Genomic DNA, 14266 nt, shown 5'->3' with positions numbered 1-14266 from the left:
GGTTAGGGGCGGATCGCCGGGGTAGGGGTCCTGCCATGCGTGTCCTGGGCATCAATGCGATCTTCCACGACCCGGCCGCCGCACTGGTCGTCGACGGCCGGGTGGTGGCCGCCGCCGAGGAGGAGCGGTTCAGCCGTCGCAAGCACGGCAAGCGACCCGTGCCCTTCTCCGCCTGGGAGCTGCCCGAGCTGGCCGCCGCCTGGTGCCTGGCCAGCGCGAACGTCGACGTGGACAGCCTGGACGCGGTCGCGTACTCGTTCGACCCCGGGCTCTGCCGCGACGCCGCCGACCTGGGCCTCGCCGACCCCTGGGACTGGCTGCGGGTCGACTACGCGCGTCGCGCACCGCAGTTCCTCGCCGCCGCGCTGCCCGGCCTCGACCCGGACAAGGTGCGCTTCGTGCCGCACCACGTGGCGCACGCCGCCTCCGCCGGGCTGGCCGCGCCGCCGGCCGGGGACGACACCGCGGTGCTCGTGCTCGACGGGCGGGGCGAGGTCACCAGCCACCTGGCCGGCGTCTACCGGGACGGCCGGCTGACGCCGCTGCGCTCCCAGCAGCTGCCCCACTCGCTCGGCCTGCTCTACGAGGACCTCACCCGGCACCTCGGCTTCCTGCACTCCAGCGACGAGTACAAGGTGATGGCGCTGGCCTCCTACGGCACGCCGAAGCACCTGGACGCGCTGCGCGAGCTGGTCCGGGCCACCGACGACGGCGGCTTCCGGGTCGAGCCGGTCGACTGGGCGAGCCTGGCCAAGGCGGTCGCCCCCGGCACGGAGCCGGGCGAAGAGCATGCCGACCTGGCCGCGAGCGTCCAGCGGCGGCTGGAGGAGATCGTCCTCGACCTGGCCCGATGGCTCCACGACGCCTCCGGCGGTGCCGGCACGCTGGCCATGGCCGGCGGGGTGGCGTTGAACTGCGTCGCCAACGCCCGGATCGCGGCCGAGGGCCCGTACCGCGACGTCTGGGTGCAGCCGGCGGCCGGCGACGCGGGCACCGCGCTCGGCGCCGCCCTGCACGTCGCCGGCGAGCTGGGTGACCGGTCCGTTCCGATGACCGGGGCCGACCTCGGCCGGGGCTGGTCGGACGAGGAACTGGAGGCGGAGCTGCGTCGGGCCGCGCTGCCCTACACCCGGCCGGCGTCGATCGCCGCCGAGGCGGCCCGGGTGCTCGCCGACAACGGCGTCGTCGCCTGGTACCAGGGGCGCAGCGAGTACGGCCCACGCGCGCTGGGGCACCGGTCGCTGCTCGCCCACCCCGGCGACCGGGACACCACCCGCCGGATGAACGACGTCAAGGGCCGCGAGCAGTTCCGCCCGATCGCGCCGATGGTGCGCGCGGAACGCTTCGCGGACCTCTTCGAGGGGACCTACCCGAGCCCCTACATGCTCTTCGTGCACCGGGTGAAGCCGGCGTGGCGGGACCGGATCCCGGCGGTGACCCACGTCGACGGCACCGCCCGGGTGCAGACCGTGCACCCGGAGACCGAGCCGCTGGTGGCCGAGCTGCTCGCCGAGTTCGAGCGGCGCACCGGCCTGCCGGTGGTGGTGAACACGTCCCTCAACACCGCCGGACGGCCCATGGTGGACACCCCGCGCGAGGCCATGGAGCTGTTCGGCTCCGCGCCGGTGGACCTGCTCGCCCTGGGTCCGTTCGCGGTGCACCGCCCGGCGCTCGGCGGTGCCCGGTGATCAGCCTGGTGGTGCCGACGCTGGGCCGGCCCAGCCTGGCCACCCTGCTGGACGCGCTCGCCGCCCAGCTCGGCGGCGACGACGCACCGGCCGGGGTCGAGCTGCTGCTGGTCGACGACCGGCGCGACGACACCGGCGAGCTGGCGGTGCCGGGGGCGCTGACCGCGTACGCGAAGGTGCTCACCGGACGCGGCGCGGGCCCGGCGGCGGCCCGCAACCTGGGCTGGCGGGCCGCCCGCGGCGAGTGGGTGGTCTTCCTCGACGACGACGTGGTGCCCGCGCCGGACTGGATCCGTCGGCTGCGCGCCGACCTGGCGGTGCCCGGCCGGGTCGGCGGTGTGCAGGGCGTGGTGCAGGTGCCGCTGCCGGCCCACCGGCGACCGACCGACTGGGAACGCGGCACCGCCGGCCTGGCCGAGGGTCGGTGGATCACCGCCGACATGGCGTACCGCCGGGTCGCGCTCGCCGCCGTCGGCGGGTTCGACGAGCGGTTCCCGCGCGCCTACCGGGAGGACGCCGAGCTGGCCCACCGGGTCCGACGCGTCGGCTGGGAGCTGGTCCGGGGCCGACGGCGGGTGACCCACCCGGTCCGCCCGGAAAGCCGCTGGGTGAGCCTGAGCACCCAGCGGGGCAACGCCGACGACGCGCTGCTGCGCCGGCTCCACGGCCGCCGCTGGCGTGCCGAGTTGGACCTGCCGCCGGGTCGGCGGCCCCGGCACGTGGCGGTCACCGCCGCCGGGGCAGTGGCGCTGGCCGCCGTCGCGGCTCGTGCCGTCACCCGACCGTCGTCCCGGTCGCGGCGGGCGGCCGGCGGGCTCGGCGGGCTCGCCGCGCTGGGCTGGGCGGCCGGCACCGCCGAGTTCGCCCGGGCCCGGATCGCGCCCGGTCCGCGCACCCCGCACGAGGTCGCCACGATGGTCGCGACCAGCGCGCTGATCCCGCCGCTGGCGGTCGTCCACTGGGTACGCGGCTGGTGGCGCGCCCGCGCCCTGCCGGTCGGGGCCGGGCGCTGATGTTTACCTCCTTGTCCCAGGGCAACTGTTCGCCCATGTCATCCACCGGGCCCTCGCTGTACGACGCGGTGCTGCTGGATCGGGACGGCACGCTGGTGGAGGACGTGCCGTACAACGGGGATCCGGAGAAGGTGCGGCCGGTGCCGGGGGCGCGGGAGGCGTTGGACCGGTTGCGGGCGGCCGGGTTGCGGTTGGCCGTGGTGACCAACCAGTCGGGGTTGGCGCGGGGGTACTTCACCGCCGAGGACATGCGTCGGGTGCACGCCCGGGTCGAGGAGCTGCTCGGTCCGTTCGACCACTGGGCGATCTGCCCGCACGACGACGGCGACGGCTGCGCCTGCCGCAAGCCCGCGCCCGGCCTGGTGCACCAGGCCGCCGACGCGCTCGGCACCGTCGCGACCCGCTGCGTGGTCGTCGGCGACATCGGACGGGACATGACGGCGGCGCTGGCCGCCGGCGCCGCCGGCGTCCTGGTGCCGACAGCGGTCACCCGGCCGGAGGAGGTGGCCGCCGCGCCGGCCGTCGCCCCGAGCCTGACCGGCGCGGTGGACGAGATCCTGCGCCGGGTCCGGGCGGTGCGGGCGGCGACGCCCCGGACCACGCGGGCCGGCACGGTGCTCGTGGTCCGCAGCGACTCCGCCGGGGACGTGCTGGTCACCGGCCCCGGGATCCGCGCGGTCGCGGCCGGCGCGGACCGGGTGGTCCTGCTCTGCGGCCCCCGTGGCCGCGCCGCCGCCGACCTGCTGCCCGGCGTCGACGAGATCGTCGAATGGTCACTGCCCTGGATCGACGGATCCCCCGAGCCGGTGGACCCGGAGGACATGCGGCGCCTCACCGCCCGGCTCGCCGCCGTCGACGCCGACGACGCCGTCATCTTCACCAGCTTCCACCAGTCACCCCTGCCCCTGGCCCTGCTGCTGCGCCTCGCCGGCATCCCCCACATCAGCGCCATCAGCGACGACTACCCCGGCGCCCTGCTCGACGTCCGCCACCGCGTCCCCGCCGGCGTACCCGAACCCGAACGCGCCCTCTCCCTCGCCGCCGCCGCAGGCTACCCCCTGCCCCCCGACGACCAACCCGGACTCCGGCTGCGCACCGACCTGGACGCGCCGGTCCCGGAGCGGCCGGCCGGCGACTACGTCGTGGTACATCCGGGCGCGTCGGTGCCCGCCCGGGCCTGCCCGCCCCAGCACTGCGCGGAGATCGTGGCCGCGCTGGCCGCCGCCGGGCACCGGGTGCTGGTCACCGGCGGTCCCGACGAGCGGGAGCTGACCGCCCGGGTCGCCGCCGCCGGTGGCGTCGACCTCGGCGGGACGACCGGCCTGGCCGGGCTCGCCCGGCTGCTGGCGGACGCCCGCTGCGTGGTCGTCGGCAACACCGGACCGGCCCACCTCGCCGCCGCCGTCGGCACCCCGGTGGTCAGCCTCTTCGCACCGACCGTCCCGTTCGGGCAGTGGGGGCCCTACCGGGTGCCCACGGTCCGCCTCGGCGACGCCGCCGCGCCCTGCCGCGACACCCGGGCCACCGCCTGCCCGGTCCCGGGGCACCCCTGCCTGGGCGGGCTCGACCCGGCCCGGGTGGTCGCCGCCGTCCGCACGCTGGCCCCCGGCTGACCCCGCCCGCACCACCACGCTCCACGACCACGACCGCAACCGCCCCGTCGCCGACGAGGAGAGAGATGAACGTTCTGCTGTGGCACGTGCACGGCTCGTGGACCACCTCGTTCGTCCACGGCAAGCACCGCTACCTGGTGCCCGTCACCCCCGACCGCGGCCCCTACGGACTCGGCCGCGCCCGCACCTACCCCTGGCCCGACAACGCCGTCGAAATCACCCCCGAGGACCTCGCCCACACCCACGTCGACCTGGTCATCCTGCAACGCCCCAAAGAACTCGACCTGGCCACCGAATGGCTGCGCCGCCGCCCCGGACGCGACCTGCCCGCGATCTACGTCGAACACAACACCCCCAAGGGCGACGTGCCCAACACCCGCCACCCCATGGCCGACCGCGACGACCTCCTACTCACCCACGTCACCCACTTCAACGAACTCTTCTACGACAACGGCGCCACCCGCACCGCCGTCATCGAACACGGCGTCGTCACCCCCACCGTCGAATGGACCGGCGAACTCGACCGCCTCGCCGTGGTGACCAACGAGCCGGTACGCCGCCGACGGGTCACCGGCACCGACCTGATGCCACGCTTCGCGGCGGTCGCGCCGTTGGACGTGTTCGGCATGGGTGTGGCCGGGCTGCCCGAGGCGCTCGCCTCGGCCGGCGCTCCCGGCCTGCCGATGACCTGCCACGAGGACCTGCCGCAGCACGCCATGCACGCCGAACTGGCCCGACGCCGCGCCTACCTGCACCTGTGCCGCTGGACCTCACTCGGGCTCAGCCTGATCGAGGCGATGACCATGGGCATGCCGGTGGTGGCCCTGGCCACCACCGAGGCGGTGGACGCCGTGCCGCCGGACGCCGGGGTGCTCTCCACCCGGGTGGAGACGCTCGTCGACGCGGCGCGCTGGCTGACCGAGGACCGGGACGCCGCGCACCGGCTCGGTGCGCGCGCCCGCGACGTGGCCAAGCAACGGTTCGGCCTGGACCGGTTCCTCGCCGACTGGGACCGGATCATGGAGGAGGAGACATGCGCATCGCGATGATTTCCGAGCACGCCAGCCCGCTCGCCGTCCTCGGCGAGGAGGACGCCGGTGGGCAGAACACCCACGTGGCGGAACTCGCGTCCGCGCTGGTCGACGCGGGCCACGACGTCCGCGTCTACACCCGCCGCGACTCCCCCGCGCTGCCCGAGGCGGTCCCCGCGCCGGACGGCTACCAGGTGTGGCACGTGCCGGCCGGCCCGGCCCGACGCGTGCCGAAGGACGACCTGCTGCCGTACATGGGCGAGTTCGGCAGTTGGCTGGCGGACACCTGGCGCCACGGCGGCTGGACCCCGGACGTGGCCCACGCGCACTTCTGGATGAGCGGGCTCGCCACCGTGCACGCCGGTCGCCGTACCGGGGTGCCGACCGTGCTGACGTACCACGCGCTCGGCAGTGTCAAGCGCCGCCACCAGGGCACCCGGGACACCAGTCCACCGGGACGGGTCGGCTACGAGCGGGCGCTCGGCCGGGCCGTCGACCGGGTGGTCGTGCAGTGCGAGGACGAGGTCCGCGAACTGGTCCGGATGGGGGTGCCGAGGTCACGGATGGCGCTGGTCCCCTCCGGCGTCAACGAGGCGGTGTTCCGGCCCGACGGCCCGGTCGCGCCGCGCGACCCGGCCCGCCGCCGCATCCTCACCGTCGGCCGGATGGTCGAGCGCAAGGGCTTCCTCGACGTGGTCCGGGCGTTGCCCGCCGTCCCGGACGCCGAGTGCGTGGTGGTCGGCGGGCCGCCGGCCGACCTGCTCCCGGCGGACACGTTCGCCCGCCGGCTGTCCGCGCTGGCCGAGTCGTGCGGCGTGGCCGACCGGGTCCGGCTGCTCGGCGGCGTGCCGCGCGAGGAGATGGGCGCCTGGTACCGCTCGGCGGACGTGCTGGTCGCCGCCCCCTGGTACGAGCCGTTCGGGCTCACCCCGCTGGAGGCGATGGCCTGCGGCGTGCCGGTGATCGGCACCGACGTCGGCGGCATCGCCGACAGCGTGGTGGACGGGCTGACCGGTGACCTGGTGCCGCCGCGCGACCCGCGCGCGCTGGGCGCCGCACTGCGCCGGCTGCTCGCCGACAACGTGCGGCGGTTCGCGTACGCCACCGCCGCGCTGGACCGCATCCGCAGCCGGTACTCGTGGAAGCGGTGCGCCGAGCAGCTCGGCGCGGTCTACGCCTCGGTGGCCGCGGCGACCCGTCCCGCGTCGGCGGTGGCCTGATGACCCCGCTCGACACGCTCGACGCGCACCTGTCCGGGCTGGCCGCGGCGCTGCTGCCGTACCGGCGGGAGGCGCAGCGGCTGGCGTCCTGGGGCAGCGAGCTGGCCTGGACGCTGGCCCGGGGCGGGCGGTTGCTGGTGGCCGGCAACGGCGGCAGCGCCGCCGAAGCCCAACACCTCACCGCCGAACTCGTCGGCAAACTCCGCCACGACCGCCAACCCCTGTCCGCCATCGCCCTGCACGCCGAAACCAGCGCCCTCACCGCCATCGGCAACGACTACGGATACGACGAAATCTTCGCCCGCCAGGTCCGCGCCCACGGCCGACCCGACGACCTCCTTCTCCTCCTGTCCACCAGCGGCACCAGCCCCAACCTCCTCACCGCCGCCCACGCCGCCCACGACAGCGGACTGCGCTGCTGGGCCTTCACCGGCCCCGCCCCCAACCCCCTCGCCGACCTCTGCCACGACGCGCTGGCCGTGCCGTCGGACGACAGCCAGGTCGTGCAGGAGCTGCACCTGGTCTCCACGCACCTGCTCTGCGAGTACGTCGACCAGGCGTTGCCGCTGGTCCGGCAGCTCCCCCGCGCGCCCTGGCGGGAGCCGGCCCGCGCCGGCCGGTCACCGGAGGGCGGGCGGGACCGGGCCGGCCGGGACGGCCTGGTGCTGGCCTCGGTCGACGGTGTCGCGCCGCTCGGCGGCGGGCACGGGTCGAACGGGCACGGCGCGAACGGGCACCACCGCAACGGCGGCACCACCGGCACCGGTTGGGTGGAGACGTGAGCGGCCCGCTGGTGGTGGTCGGCGACGCGCTGCTGGACCGCGACGTCGTCGGCACGGTCAGCCGGGTCTGCCCGGACGCCCCCGTGCCGGTGCTCGACGAACGCACCGCCACCGACCGGCCCGGCGGCGCCGGACTGGCCGCCCTGCTCGCCGCCGCCCAGGCCGGCGAGGTCGCGCTGGTCACCGCGCTCGCGGACGACGCCGGCGGCGCCCGCCTGGCCGAGCTGCTGGCCGGTGCCGGCGTCGACGTCTACCCGGTGCACCTGCCCGGCGCCACCGCCGAGAAGATCCGACTCCGCTGCGGCGGGCAGACGCTGCTGCGGCTCGACCGGGGCGGCGATCCGCGGGCGCCCGGCGAGCCGTCGGAGGCGGTACGCGAACTGCTCGGCCGGGCGGGCACGATCCTGGTCAGCGACTACGGCCGAGGGCTGCTGCGGCAGCCGACGCTGCGCGCCGCCCTGGCCCGGGCGACCGCCCCGGTGGTCTGGGACCCGCACCCGCGAGGCGCCGCGGCGGTGCCGGGCACCCGGCTGACCACGCCGAACCTCGACGAGCTGCGCCGGCTCACCGGCGACGCGGGCGGCGGCTCGCCGCTCTCCACGGCCACCCGCGCCGGGCAGGAGCTGCGCCGCCGATGGCGGGTCGGCGCGGTCGCGGTGACGACGGGGCCGGACGGGGCGGTGCTCTGCCACGGGGGCGGGAGCCCGGTGGTGGTGCCACCGACGTCCGTGCCGGACCACGTCGAGGACACCTGCGGCGCCGGGGACCGGTTCGCGGCCACCGCCGCGCTGGCGCTCGGCGACGGCGCGTCGGTCACCGAGGCGGTCCGCGCGGCGGTCGAGGCGGCGTCGGCGTACGTGGCCGCCGGCGGTGCGGCCGGACTCGGCCGGGAACCGGCGCCGACCGCCCTGCCCGACGCCGCGCGCACCGCCGAGGACCTGGCCGGCACGGTACGCGCCGGCGGCGGCACCGTGGTCGCCACCGGCGGCTGCTTCGACATCCTGCACGCCGGACACCTGGCCACCCTGCGGGCGGCCCGCCGCCTCGGCGACTGCCTGATCGTCTGCCTCAACTCCGACCGCAGCGTCCGCGGACTCAAGGGCCCGGACCGTCCGGTCAACCCGGCCGAGGACCGGGCCCGGCTGCTGGCCGCGCTGGACTGCGTCGACGCGGTGGTGGTCTTCGACGAGTCCACCCCGCACCAGGTGCTGGCCCGGCTGCGCCCGGACGTCTGGGTCAAGGGCGGCGACTACGACGCCGGGGAGCTGCCCGAGGCGGAGCTGGTCCGCCGCTGGGGCGGACGGGTGGTCACCGTTCCCTATCTGGCCGGCCGGTCCACCACCGGCACCATCTCCGCCGCGCGCCAGCGCGGCCTGCACCTCGTCAGGGGAGTCGTATGACCAGGCAGTGGAAGGACCGGACCGTCCTCGTCACGGGCGGGTCGAGCGGGCTCGGCGCGGCGGTGGTCGCCGCCGTGGCCAAGGCCGGCGGTCGGCCGTACGTGCTGGACCGTCGGGCGCCGGCCGCCGGCGTGCCCTGGATGGAGTGCGACCTGGCGGACACCCGCGCCGCCGAGGCGGCCACCCGGCAGATCGCCGCGCGGGCCGGCGGGCTCACCGGCGTGGTCACCGCCGCCGGCATGGACGTGCCCGGCCGGCTGGCCGACGTCAACGGCGCCACCTGGGACCGGATCGTGGCGATCAACCTGCTCGGCACCGCCGCGGTGGTCCGGGCGGCCCTGCCCGAGCTGGAGCGGACGCACGGCACGGTGGTGACGGTGGCCTCGACGCTCGGTGTGAAGGCGGTCGGCGACGCGACCGCGTACTGCGCGGCGAAGTTCGGGGTGGTGGGCTTCACCCGGTCGCTCGCCGCCGAGCTGGCCGGCCGGGTCGGGGTGACGCTGCTGATCCCGGGCGGCATGCGGACCGCGTTCTTCGACGACCGGGACGACAAGTACAAGCCGGGCCCGGACGCGATCCTCAACGACCCGGCGGACACCGCCGAGGCGGTCATGTTCGCGCTGTCCCAGCCGCCCGGCTGCGCGGTGCGGGAGCTGGTGGTCTGCGCCGAGCAGGAGTCCTCGTACCCGTGATCCTCGTGCTGCGGGCGCTCGGCGTCGGTGACCTCGCCACCGGGGTGCCGGCGCTGCGCGCGCTGCGTGCCGCGTACCCCGGGGAGGAGCTGGCGCTGGTCGCGCCGCGCTGGCTGGCGCCGCTGGTCGACCTGGTCGGCGGCGTGGACCGGCAGGTCCACGCGGACGGGCTGGGCCACCTCGGGTGGTCCGGCCCGTCCCCGGAGCTGGCGGTGAACCTGCACGGACGCGGCCCGCAGTCGCACCGGATGCTGGCCGCGCTCCGGCCCGGGCGGCTGCTGGCCTTCGCCAACCCCGAGGCCGGGGCGGTCGACGGGCCGCCGTGGCGGGCCGACGAGCACGAGGTGGACCGCTGGTGCCGGATGCTGGCCTGGTACGGCACGCCCGCCGACCGGTCGGACCTGGCGCTGCGCCGCCCCGACCCGGGCCCGCTGCCGGTCGGCGTCACCGTCGTGCACCCGGGGGCGAAGGCGACGCGGCGGCGCTGGCCGGTGCCCCGCTTCGCCGCGGTGGCCCGGGAGCTGGCCGGGCGCGGGCACCGGGTGGTGGTCACCGGCAGCCCCGGCGAGCGGGACCTGGCCGCGGCGGTGGCCCGCGCGGCGGGGCTGCCGGCGGACGCCGTGCTGGCCGGCGCGACCGACGTGGGCGAGCTGGCCGCGCTGGTGGCGCACGCCCGGCTGGTGGTCTGCGGCGACACCGGCGTCGGGCACCTGGCCACCGCCTACGCCACCGCGTCGGTGCTGCTGTTCGGCCCGGTGGCGCCGGCGCACTGGGGACCGCCGCCGGACCGGCCGTGGCACGAGGCGCTCTGGGCCGGCCCGCACCCGCCCGCCGACGGTCCGGCGGTGCACCCGGCGCTGGCCGCGTTGGGCGTGCCGGACGTGCTGGCCGCCGTGGGCCGGGTGGAGGCGGCCGCGGCCCGCCGCGCGGTGCCGGTCCAGGCGTCCGGCCCGCCACCCCTTGCTACCCGCCGGTAGCTTCGGCCCGTACGCTGGGCCGGTGAGCGGGGAGTACGCGCAGGAGTACGTGGACGTCGACGGGGCGCGCCTCGGCGTGCAGATCTACCCGGAGCCGGCCGGGCCGCCCGGCGCGCCGATGGTGCTGATCTGGCCGGCCATGGGCGTGCGGGCCCGCTACTACCGGCCGTTCGCCACCGCGCTGCGCGACGCCGGGCTCGCCGTGGTCGTGGCCGACCTGCGCGGCACCGGGGAGAGCACCCCCTCCCCCGCCCGCACCTGCCGGTACGGCTACGCCGAGCTGGCCACCGACGTCGGCGCGGTGCTCGACGCGCTCAAGCCCCGGCTGGACGGCCGCACCCGGCTGCTGCTCGGGCACTCGCTGGGCGGGCAGGTCGCCGTACTGCACCAGGCGCTGCACGACGCCGACCGGGTCGACGGGCTGGCCCTGGTGGCGGTGGGCATCCCGTGGTGGCGCCGGTATCCGGGGCTGCGCGGCTGGGGCGTGCTGCCGTACACCCAGGGCATCGCGGCGGCGGCCCGGCTGCTCGGCGTCTGGCCCGGCTGGGGGTTCGGCGGCCGGCAGGCACGCGGCGTGATCCGGGACTGGGCGCACACCGCCCGCACCGGCCGGTTCCCGGCGCTGGACGGCGTGGACACGGAGGCCGCCGTGCGGCGGATCCGCACCCCGGTGCTCGCGATCAGCGTCGACGGCGACCAGTACACGCCGCACGAGACGCTGGACCACCTCTGCGGCAAGCTGGCCGCCGCGCCGGTGACCCGGCACCGCTACACGGTCGCCGAGGCCGGCGCGGCGCTGGACCACTTCACCTGGGTCCGGGCCGCCACGCCGCTGGCCGGCCGGGTCGCCGCCTTCGTCGACACGCTGCCGGCCCGCGATTCGCGGGCGTGAGCACGCCGAGGACGGGTATGCCGCACCGCCCGAACACGGCGGAGGGGGATCTGATGTCCGAACGGCACACCACGCTGCGCTCGATGCACGACCTGGGCCTGGCGGCCTGGTTCGGCGGCTCCCTGATGGGAGCGCTCGGCGTCAACGGCGCGGCGGCACGAATCGACGACTCGACCCAGCGGTTGCCGGTGGCCTCGGCCGGGTGGGCGCGGTGGACGCCGGTGAACGCGGCGGCGATCGGCGCGCACCTGGCCGGCGCGGTCGGCGAGCTGGTCACCGAGAGCCCGCGGATGGCCCGACAGGCGGGGGTGGGGAAGGCCAGCGCGGTGAAGACGGGGCTGACCGTCGCCGCGCTGGCGGTGACCGGCTACAGCCGGCTGGTCGGCATGAAGCTGGAGAAGGCGGGCGGGCCGCCCGTCATGGGGACCACCGAGCCGCACCACCACACGCCGGCCAACGTCGCCGCGAGCCAGCGGCAGATGAAGATGCTCCAGTGGGCGATCCCGGCGCTGACCGGCGCGCTGGTCGTGGTGACCGCGTACATGGGCGAGCAGCAGAAGCCGGGGCAGGTGTTCCGCGGCATGCTCAACCGGGCCGGCGGGATGCCGAAGAACCTCGGCAAGATGGCCGCCATGGGCGCGGCCGGGCGTTCCCTGGTCGGCGCGGCCCGCTGACCACCGCGCGGCCGGCGACCCACGTCGGGTGGCCGCCGGCCGCGCGGTGCGGGCCCCGACCCGACGTGTGCCGGACGACCGGCGCCGGGCGATCCAGGCAGGGTGAGGTGAGACCATGACGAGCAGGGACGCCCCGGGCGAGGGGCGCGGGCCGGAGTCGGCCGCGCCGTGGGGCACCACCGACGGCTTCGACGCCGACCCGCCGTGGGGCGCGGGTGACCGCGACCCGATGGACGAGGGCAGTGAGGAGACCGCCGTACCCGAGGGCCGGCGCGGTGAGCGTCGCGCGGCCGGGGCCGGACCGGGCGGCCCGAAGGCGGGCCGGCACGGGTTCGGACCGGTCGAACCGACCCGGACGACCGAGGCGGGGCCGGGCGCACCGCCCGACCCCGCCCCGTCGCGACGGACGTTCCCGGACGATCGGGCGGACGGCGACCTCGGCGACAACGCGCTGGAGGAGGCGACCGGGATGCGCCCGGAGACGCGCCCCTGAGCGTGACCGTCAGGAGCCGGTGCCGTCCTCACCCGGCCGGCCCGGCGCCGACGGCTCGTTGTCCGGCACCGGCGGGTCGGCCACCTGGTGCCCGGTGTCGTCCACCAGGTCCGGTGCCATGCTGCCGCCGTGCGCCTCCTCGGCCTCCCGGGTCGCCCCGGGGTCCCGGCCGGCCTCGTCGCGTCGTTCGTCCACGTCTCCCCCTCGCGTTTGTTCGTCGGCGACAGCGGCGGTACCCGGCGTCGGGGTGGGGAAACCTTCAGGCCCGGGCGGTGGCCGGGGCGACGTCGAGCAGGGCGGCGAGGCGGGCGGCGTCCCGCTGGGCCTGGTCGCCGCAGCAGTTGTTCATCAGCACGTGCAGCTCGGCGCTCTGGTCGGCCAACTCGCGCAGCAGCACCGACCAGTGCCGCAGCTCCCGCTCGCCGTAGGCGTAACGGAACCGGTCCTGCTTGTCGCCGCTCTCCCAGGCCGTGCTGTGCCCGTGGAAGCGGATCACGGCCAGGTCGGTGGTGGCGACGAGGATCGGTGGCACCGAGGAGGCGTGCCCCTGCGGCATGTCCACACAGGCGTACCCGAGCCCGTTCTCGCGCAGGAACGTCACGGTGTCCACCACGGCGTCCTCGGTGAACCACGACGAGTGTCGCAGCTCGACGGTGACCGGCCAGGGCCGGCACCGCCGCGCCGCGGCCAGGATCCGCCGCCGGGCCGCGTCGCCCCGGGCCAGCCAGGGCGGGAACTGCAACAGCACCGCGCCGAGCCGGTCGGCCGCCGCGAGCGGCGCCAGCGCCGCGTGGAACCGGTCCCACAGCTCGTCGTACGCCCCGGCGGGCAGGTCACGCCAGCGGACCCGACTCGGCCCGCCGGCCGGCCGCAGGTCCCGGGGCAGCGCGTCGACCGGGGTGTGGTGGCCGGTGAAGAGCCGGAACGCCTTGACGTCGAAGGTGAACCCGGGTGGGGTGGCGGCGGCCCACGCCGCGGTCGTCTCCGGGGCCGGCACCGCGTAGTACGAGGTGTCCACCTCGACCAGACCGAAGTGCTCGGCGTACCAGCCCAGCCGGCCGGCCGGCGTGTTGACCCCGCGCGGGTACCAGCCGGAGCGGACCAGCATCTGGTCGGCCCACGAGGACGTGCCCACCTTGATGACACCCATGTCATTCAGTTCACCGCCACCCGGACGGATCGGCAACCGGAGGCTCCGGTGTGGAGCCTCGGAACTGTCGGTAAGAGGTCGTACGGTGACGTCGGGTCGTCGATCGGAAGGACGGGCGGCATGGACGTCAGCGACGAGGTTCTCACCGGGGAGCGGGCGGATCTGCTCGCCGCCCTGCGCCGGCACCGCGGCTTCCTGCGGCAGACGGTGGCCGGGCTCGACGACGAGCAGGCGGCGTGCCGGAGCACGGTCAGCGCGCTGTGCCTCGGCGGGATCGTCAAGCACGTGGCGATCACGGAGCGGATGTGGGCCCGCTTCGCGGTGGGCGGGGCCGAGGCGATGAGCAGCGAGCCGGTCGACTGGGCCGGCCAGTTCCGGATGGATCCGACCGACACGCTGGCCGGGCTGCTCGCCGAGTTCGACCGGGTGGCCGCCGGGACCGACGCCCTGGTCGCCACGCTCGACCTGGACGCGGCGCACGCCCTGCCCGACCAGCCGTGGTTCGAGCGCGGCGCCGCGTGGACGGTGCGCCGGGTGCTGCTGCACCTGGTCGCCGAGATCGCCCAGCACGCCGGCCACGCCGACATCATCCGCGAGTCCATCGACGGGGCGAAGACGATGGGTTGACCGGCCACGTGACC

At 76.7% G+C, this 14266-nt stretch carries 15 protein-coding genes; 13 read left to right on the top strand and 2 right to left on the bottom strand.

Going from position 1 to position 14266, the window contains the following annotated elements; translation table 11 throughout:
• The first annotated feature begins 35 nt into the window (after window positions 1–35).
• From ACN27B_RS19920 to ACN27B_RS19865, 12 genes are all read left to right on the top strand, one after another.
• Window positions 36–1688, top strand: coding sequence for a carbamoyltransferase (locus ACN27B_RS19920; RefSeq protein ID WP_422741237.1), 1653 nt, complete (start codon window positions 36–38; stop codon window positions 1686–1688).
• On the top strand, window positions 1685–2701 hold the full coding sequence (locus ACN27B_RS19915) for a glycosyltransferase family 2 protein (protein WP_422741236.1): 1017 nt from the start codon (window positions 1685–1687) through the stop codon (window positions 2699–2701). The genes ACN27B_RS19920 and ACN27B_RS19915 overlap by 4 nt, the downstream gene beginning before the upstream one ends.
• Window positions 2702–2736: 35 nt before the next feature.
• Complete coding sequence (locus tag ACN27B_RS19910; protein WP_422741235.1) at window positions 2737–4314, top strand: HAD-IIIA family hydrolase; 1578 nt, start codon at window positions 2737–2739, stop codon at window positions 4312–4314.
• Between the two features lie 65 nt (window positions 4315–4379).
• On the top strand, window positions 4380–5363 hold the full coding sequence (locus tag ACN27B_RS19905) for a glycosyltransferase (protein ID WP_422741234.1): 984 nt from the start codon (window positions 4380–4382) through the stop codon (window positions 5361–5363).
• Window positions 5348–6565, top strand: a complete 1218-nt coding sequence (locus ACN27B_RS19900) for a glycosyltransferase (protein WP_091578654.1) — start codon at window positions 5348–5350, stop codon at window positions 6563–6565. Before ACN27B_RS19905 ends, ACN27B_RS19900 begins: the two co-directional genes overlap by 16 nt.
• Entirely contained in the window at window positions 6565–7347 is a 783-nt protein-coding gene (locus ACN27B_RS19895; protein WP_422741233.1) for a D-sedoheptulose-7-phosphate isomerase, read from the top strand. The genes ACN27B_RS19900 and ACN27B_RS19895 overlap by 1 nt, the downstream gene beginning before the upstream one ends.
• A complete protein-coding gene (gene rfaE2 / locus ACN27B_RS19890; protein WP_422741232.1) occupies window positions 7344–8747 on the top strand; it encodes a D-glycero-beta-D-manno-heptose 1-phosphate adenylyltransferase in 1404 nt (467 codons plus the stop codon). The genes ACN27B_RS19895 and rfaE2 overlap by 4 nt, the downstream gene beginning before the upstream one ends.
• A complete protein-coding gene (locus tag ACN27B_RS19885) occupies window positions 8744–9439 on the top strand; it encodes an SDR family oxidoreductase (protein WP_422741231.1) in 696 nt (231 codons plus the stop codon). Before rfaE2 ends, ACN27B_RS19885 begins: the two co-directional genes overlap by 4 nt.
• The gene (locus tag ACN27B_RS19880; protein ID WP_396821061.1) at window positions 9436–10416 is read left to right on the top strand and encodes a glycosyltransferase family 9 protein; all 981 of its coding nucleotides are present in this window, start codon (window positions 9436–9438) and stop codon (window positions 10414–10416) included. Before ACN27B_RS19885 ends, ACN27B_RS19880 begins: the two co-directional genes overlap by 4 nt.
• A gap of 22 nt (window positions 10417–10438) precedes the next feature.
• A complete protein-coding gene (locus ACN27B_RS19875; protein ID WP_422741230.1) occupies window positions 10439–11308 on the top strand; it encodes an alpha/beta fold hydrolase in 870 nt (289 codons plus the stop codon).
• Window positions 11309–11361: 53 nt separating this feature from the next.
• The gene (locus ACN27B_RS19870; protein ID WP_099161728.1) at window positions 11362–11982 is read left to right on the top strand and encodes a hypothetical protein; all 621 of its coding nucleotides are present in this window, start codon (window positions 11362–11364) and stop codon (window positions 11980–11982) included.
• A 115-nt stretch (window positions 11983–12097) separates the two neighbouring features.
• A complete protein-coding gene (locus ACN27B_RS19865; protein WP_355523996.1) occupies window positions 12098–12475 on the top strand; it encodes a hypothetical protein in 378 nt (125 codons plus the stop codon).
• A 9-nt stretch (window positions 12476–12484) separates the two neighbouring features.
• On the opposite strand, the gene ACN27B_RS19860 is transcribed toward ACN27B_RS19865, so the two are convergent.
• Both ACN27B_RS19860 and ACN27B_RS19855 read right to left on the bottom strand, forming a co-directional pair.
• On the bottom strand, window positions 12485–12670 hold the full coding sequence (locus ACN27B_RS19860) for a GTPase activator (RefSeq protein WP_099161730.1): 186 nt from the start codon (window positions 12668–12670) through the stop codon (window positions 12485–12487).
• A gap of 64 nt (window positions 12671–12734) precedes the next feature.
• On the bottom strand, window positions 12735–13625 hold the full coding sequence (locus ACN27B_RS19855) for a DUF72 domain-containing protein (protein ID WP_357626940.1): 891 nt from the start codon (window positions 13623–13625) through the stop codon (window positions 12735–12737).
• Between the two features lie 120 nt (window positions 13626–13745).
• Here ACN27B_RS19855 and ACN27B_RS19850 point away from each other — a divergent pair, with 120 nt between their 5' ends.
• The gene (locus ACN27B_RS19850; protein WP_422741229.1) at window positions 13746–14252 is read left to right on the top strand and encodes a DinB family protein; all 507 of its coding nucleotides are present in this window, start codon (window positions 13746–13748) and stop codon (window positions 14250–14252) included.
• The last annotated feature ends 14 nt before the right edge of the window (window positions 14253–14266 follow it).

It is taken from the genome of Micromonospora sp. WMMD754 (assembly GCF_049315235.1).
Lineage (GTDB): Bacteria > Actinomycetota > Actinomycetes > Mycobacteriales > Micromonosporaceae > Micromonospora > Micromonospora sediminicola.
This window is presented reverse-complemented; position numbering and strand designations above follow the sequence as displayed.

Bases quoted from the DNA above. Each gene is read 5' to 3' on its own strand.
- ACN27B_RS19870 (WP_099161728.1), top strand. From the start codon at position 11,362: ATGTCCGAACGGCACACCACGCTGCGCTCGATGCACGACCTGGGCCTG.
- ACN27B_RS19900 (WP_091578654.1), top strand. From the start codon at position 5,348: ATGCGCATCGCGATGATTTCCGAGCACGCCAGCCCGCTCGCCGTCCTC.
- ACN27B_RS19910 (WP_422741235.1), top strand. From the start codon at position 2,737: ATGTCATCCACCGGGCCCTCGCTGTACGACGCGGTGCTGCTGGATCGG.
- ACN27B_RS19865 (WP_355523996.1), top strand. From the start codon at position 12,098: ATGACGAGCAGGGACGCCCCGGGCGAGGGGCGCGGGCCGGAGTCGGCC.
- ACN27B_RS19905 (WP_422741234.1), top strand. From the start codon at position 4,380: ATGAACGTTCTGCTGTGGCACGTGCACGGCTCGTGGACCACCTCGTTC.
- ACN27B_RS19920 (WP_422741237.1), top strand. From the start codon at position 36: ATGCGTGTCCTGGGCATCAATGCGATCTTCCACGACCCGGCCGCCGCA.
- ACN27B_RS19855 (WP_357626940.1), bottom strand. From the start codon at position 13,625: ATGGGTGTCATCAAGGTGGGCACGTCCTCGTGGGCCGACCAGATGCTG.
- ACN27B_RS19885 (WP_422741231.1), top strand. From the start codon at position 8,744: ATGACCAGGCAGTGGAAGGACCGGACCGTCCTCGTCACGGGCGGGTCG.
- ACN27B_RS19850 (WP_422741229.1), top strand. From the start codon at position 13,746: ATGGACGTCAGCGACGAGGTTCTCACCGGGGAGCGGGCGGATCTGCTC.
- ACN27B_RS19895 (WP_422741233.1), top strand. From the start codon at position 6,565: ATGACCCCGCTCGACACGCTCGACGCGCACCTGTCCGGGCTGGCCGCG.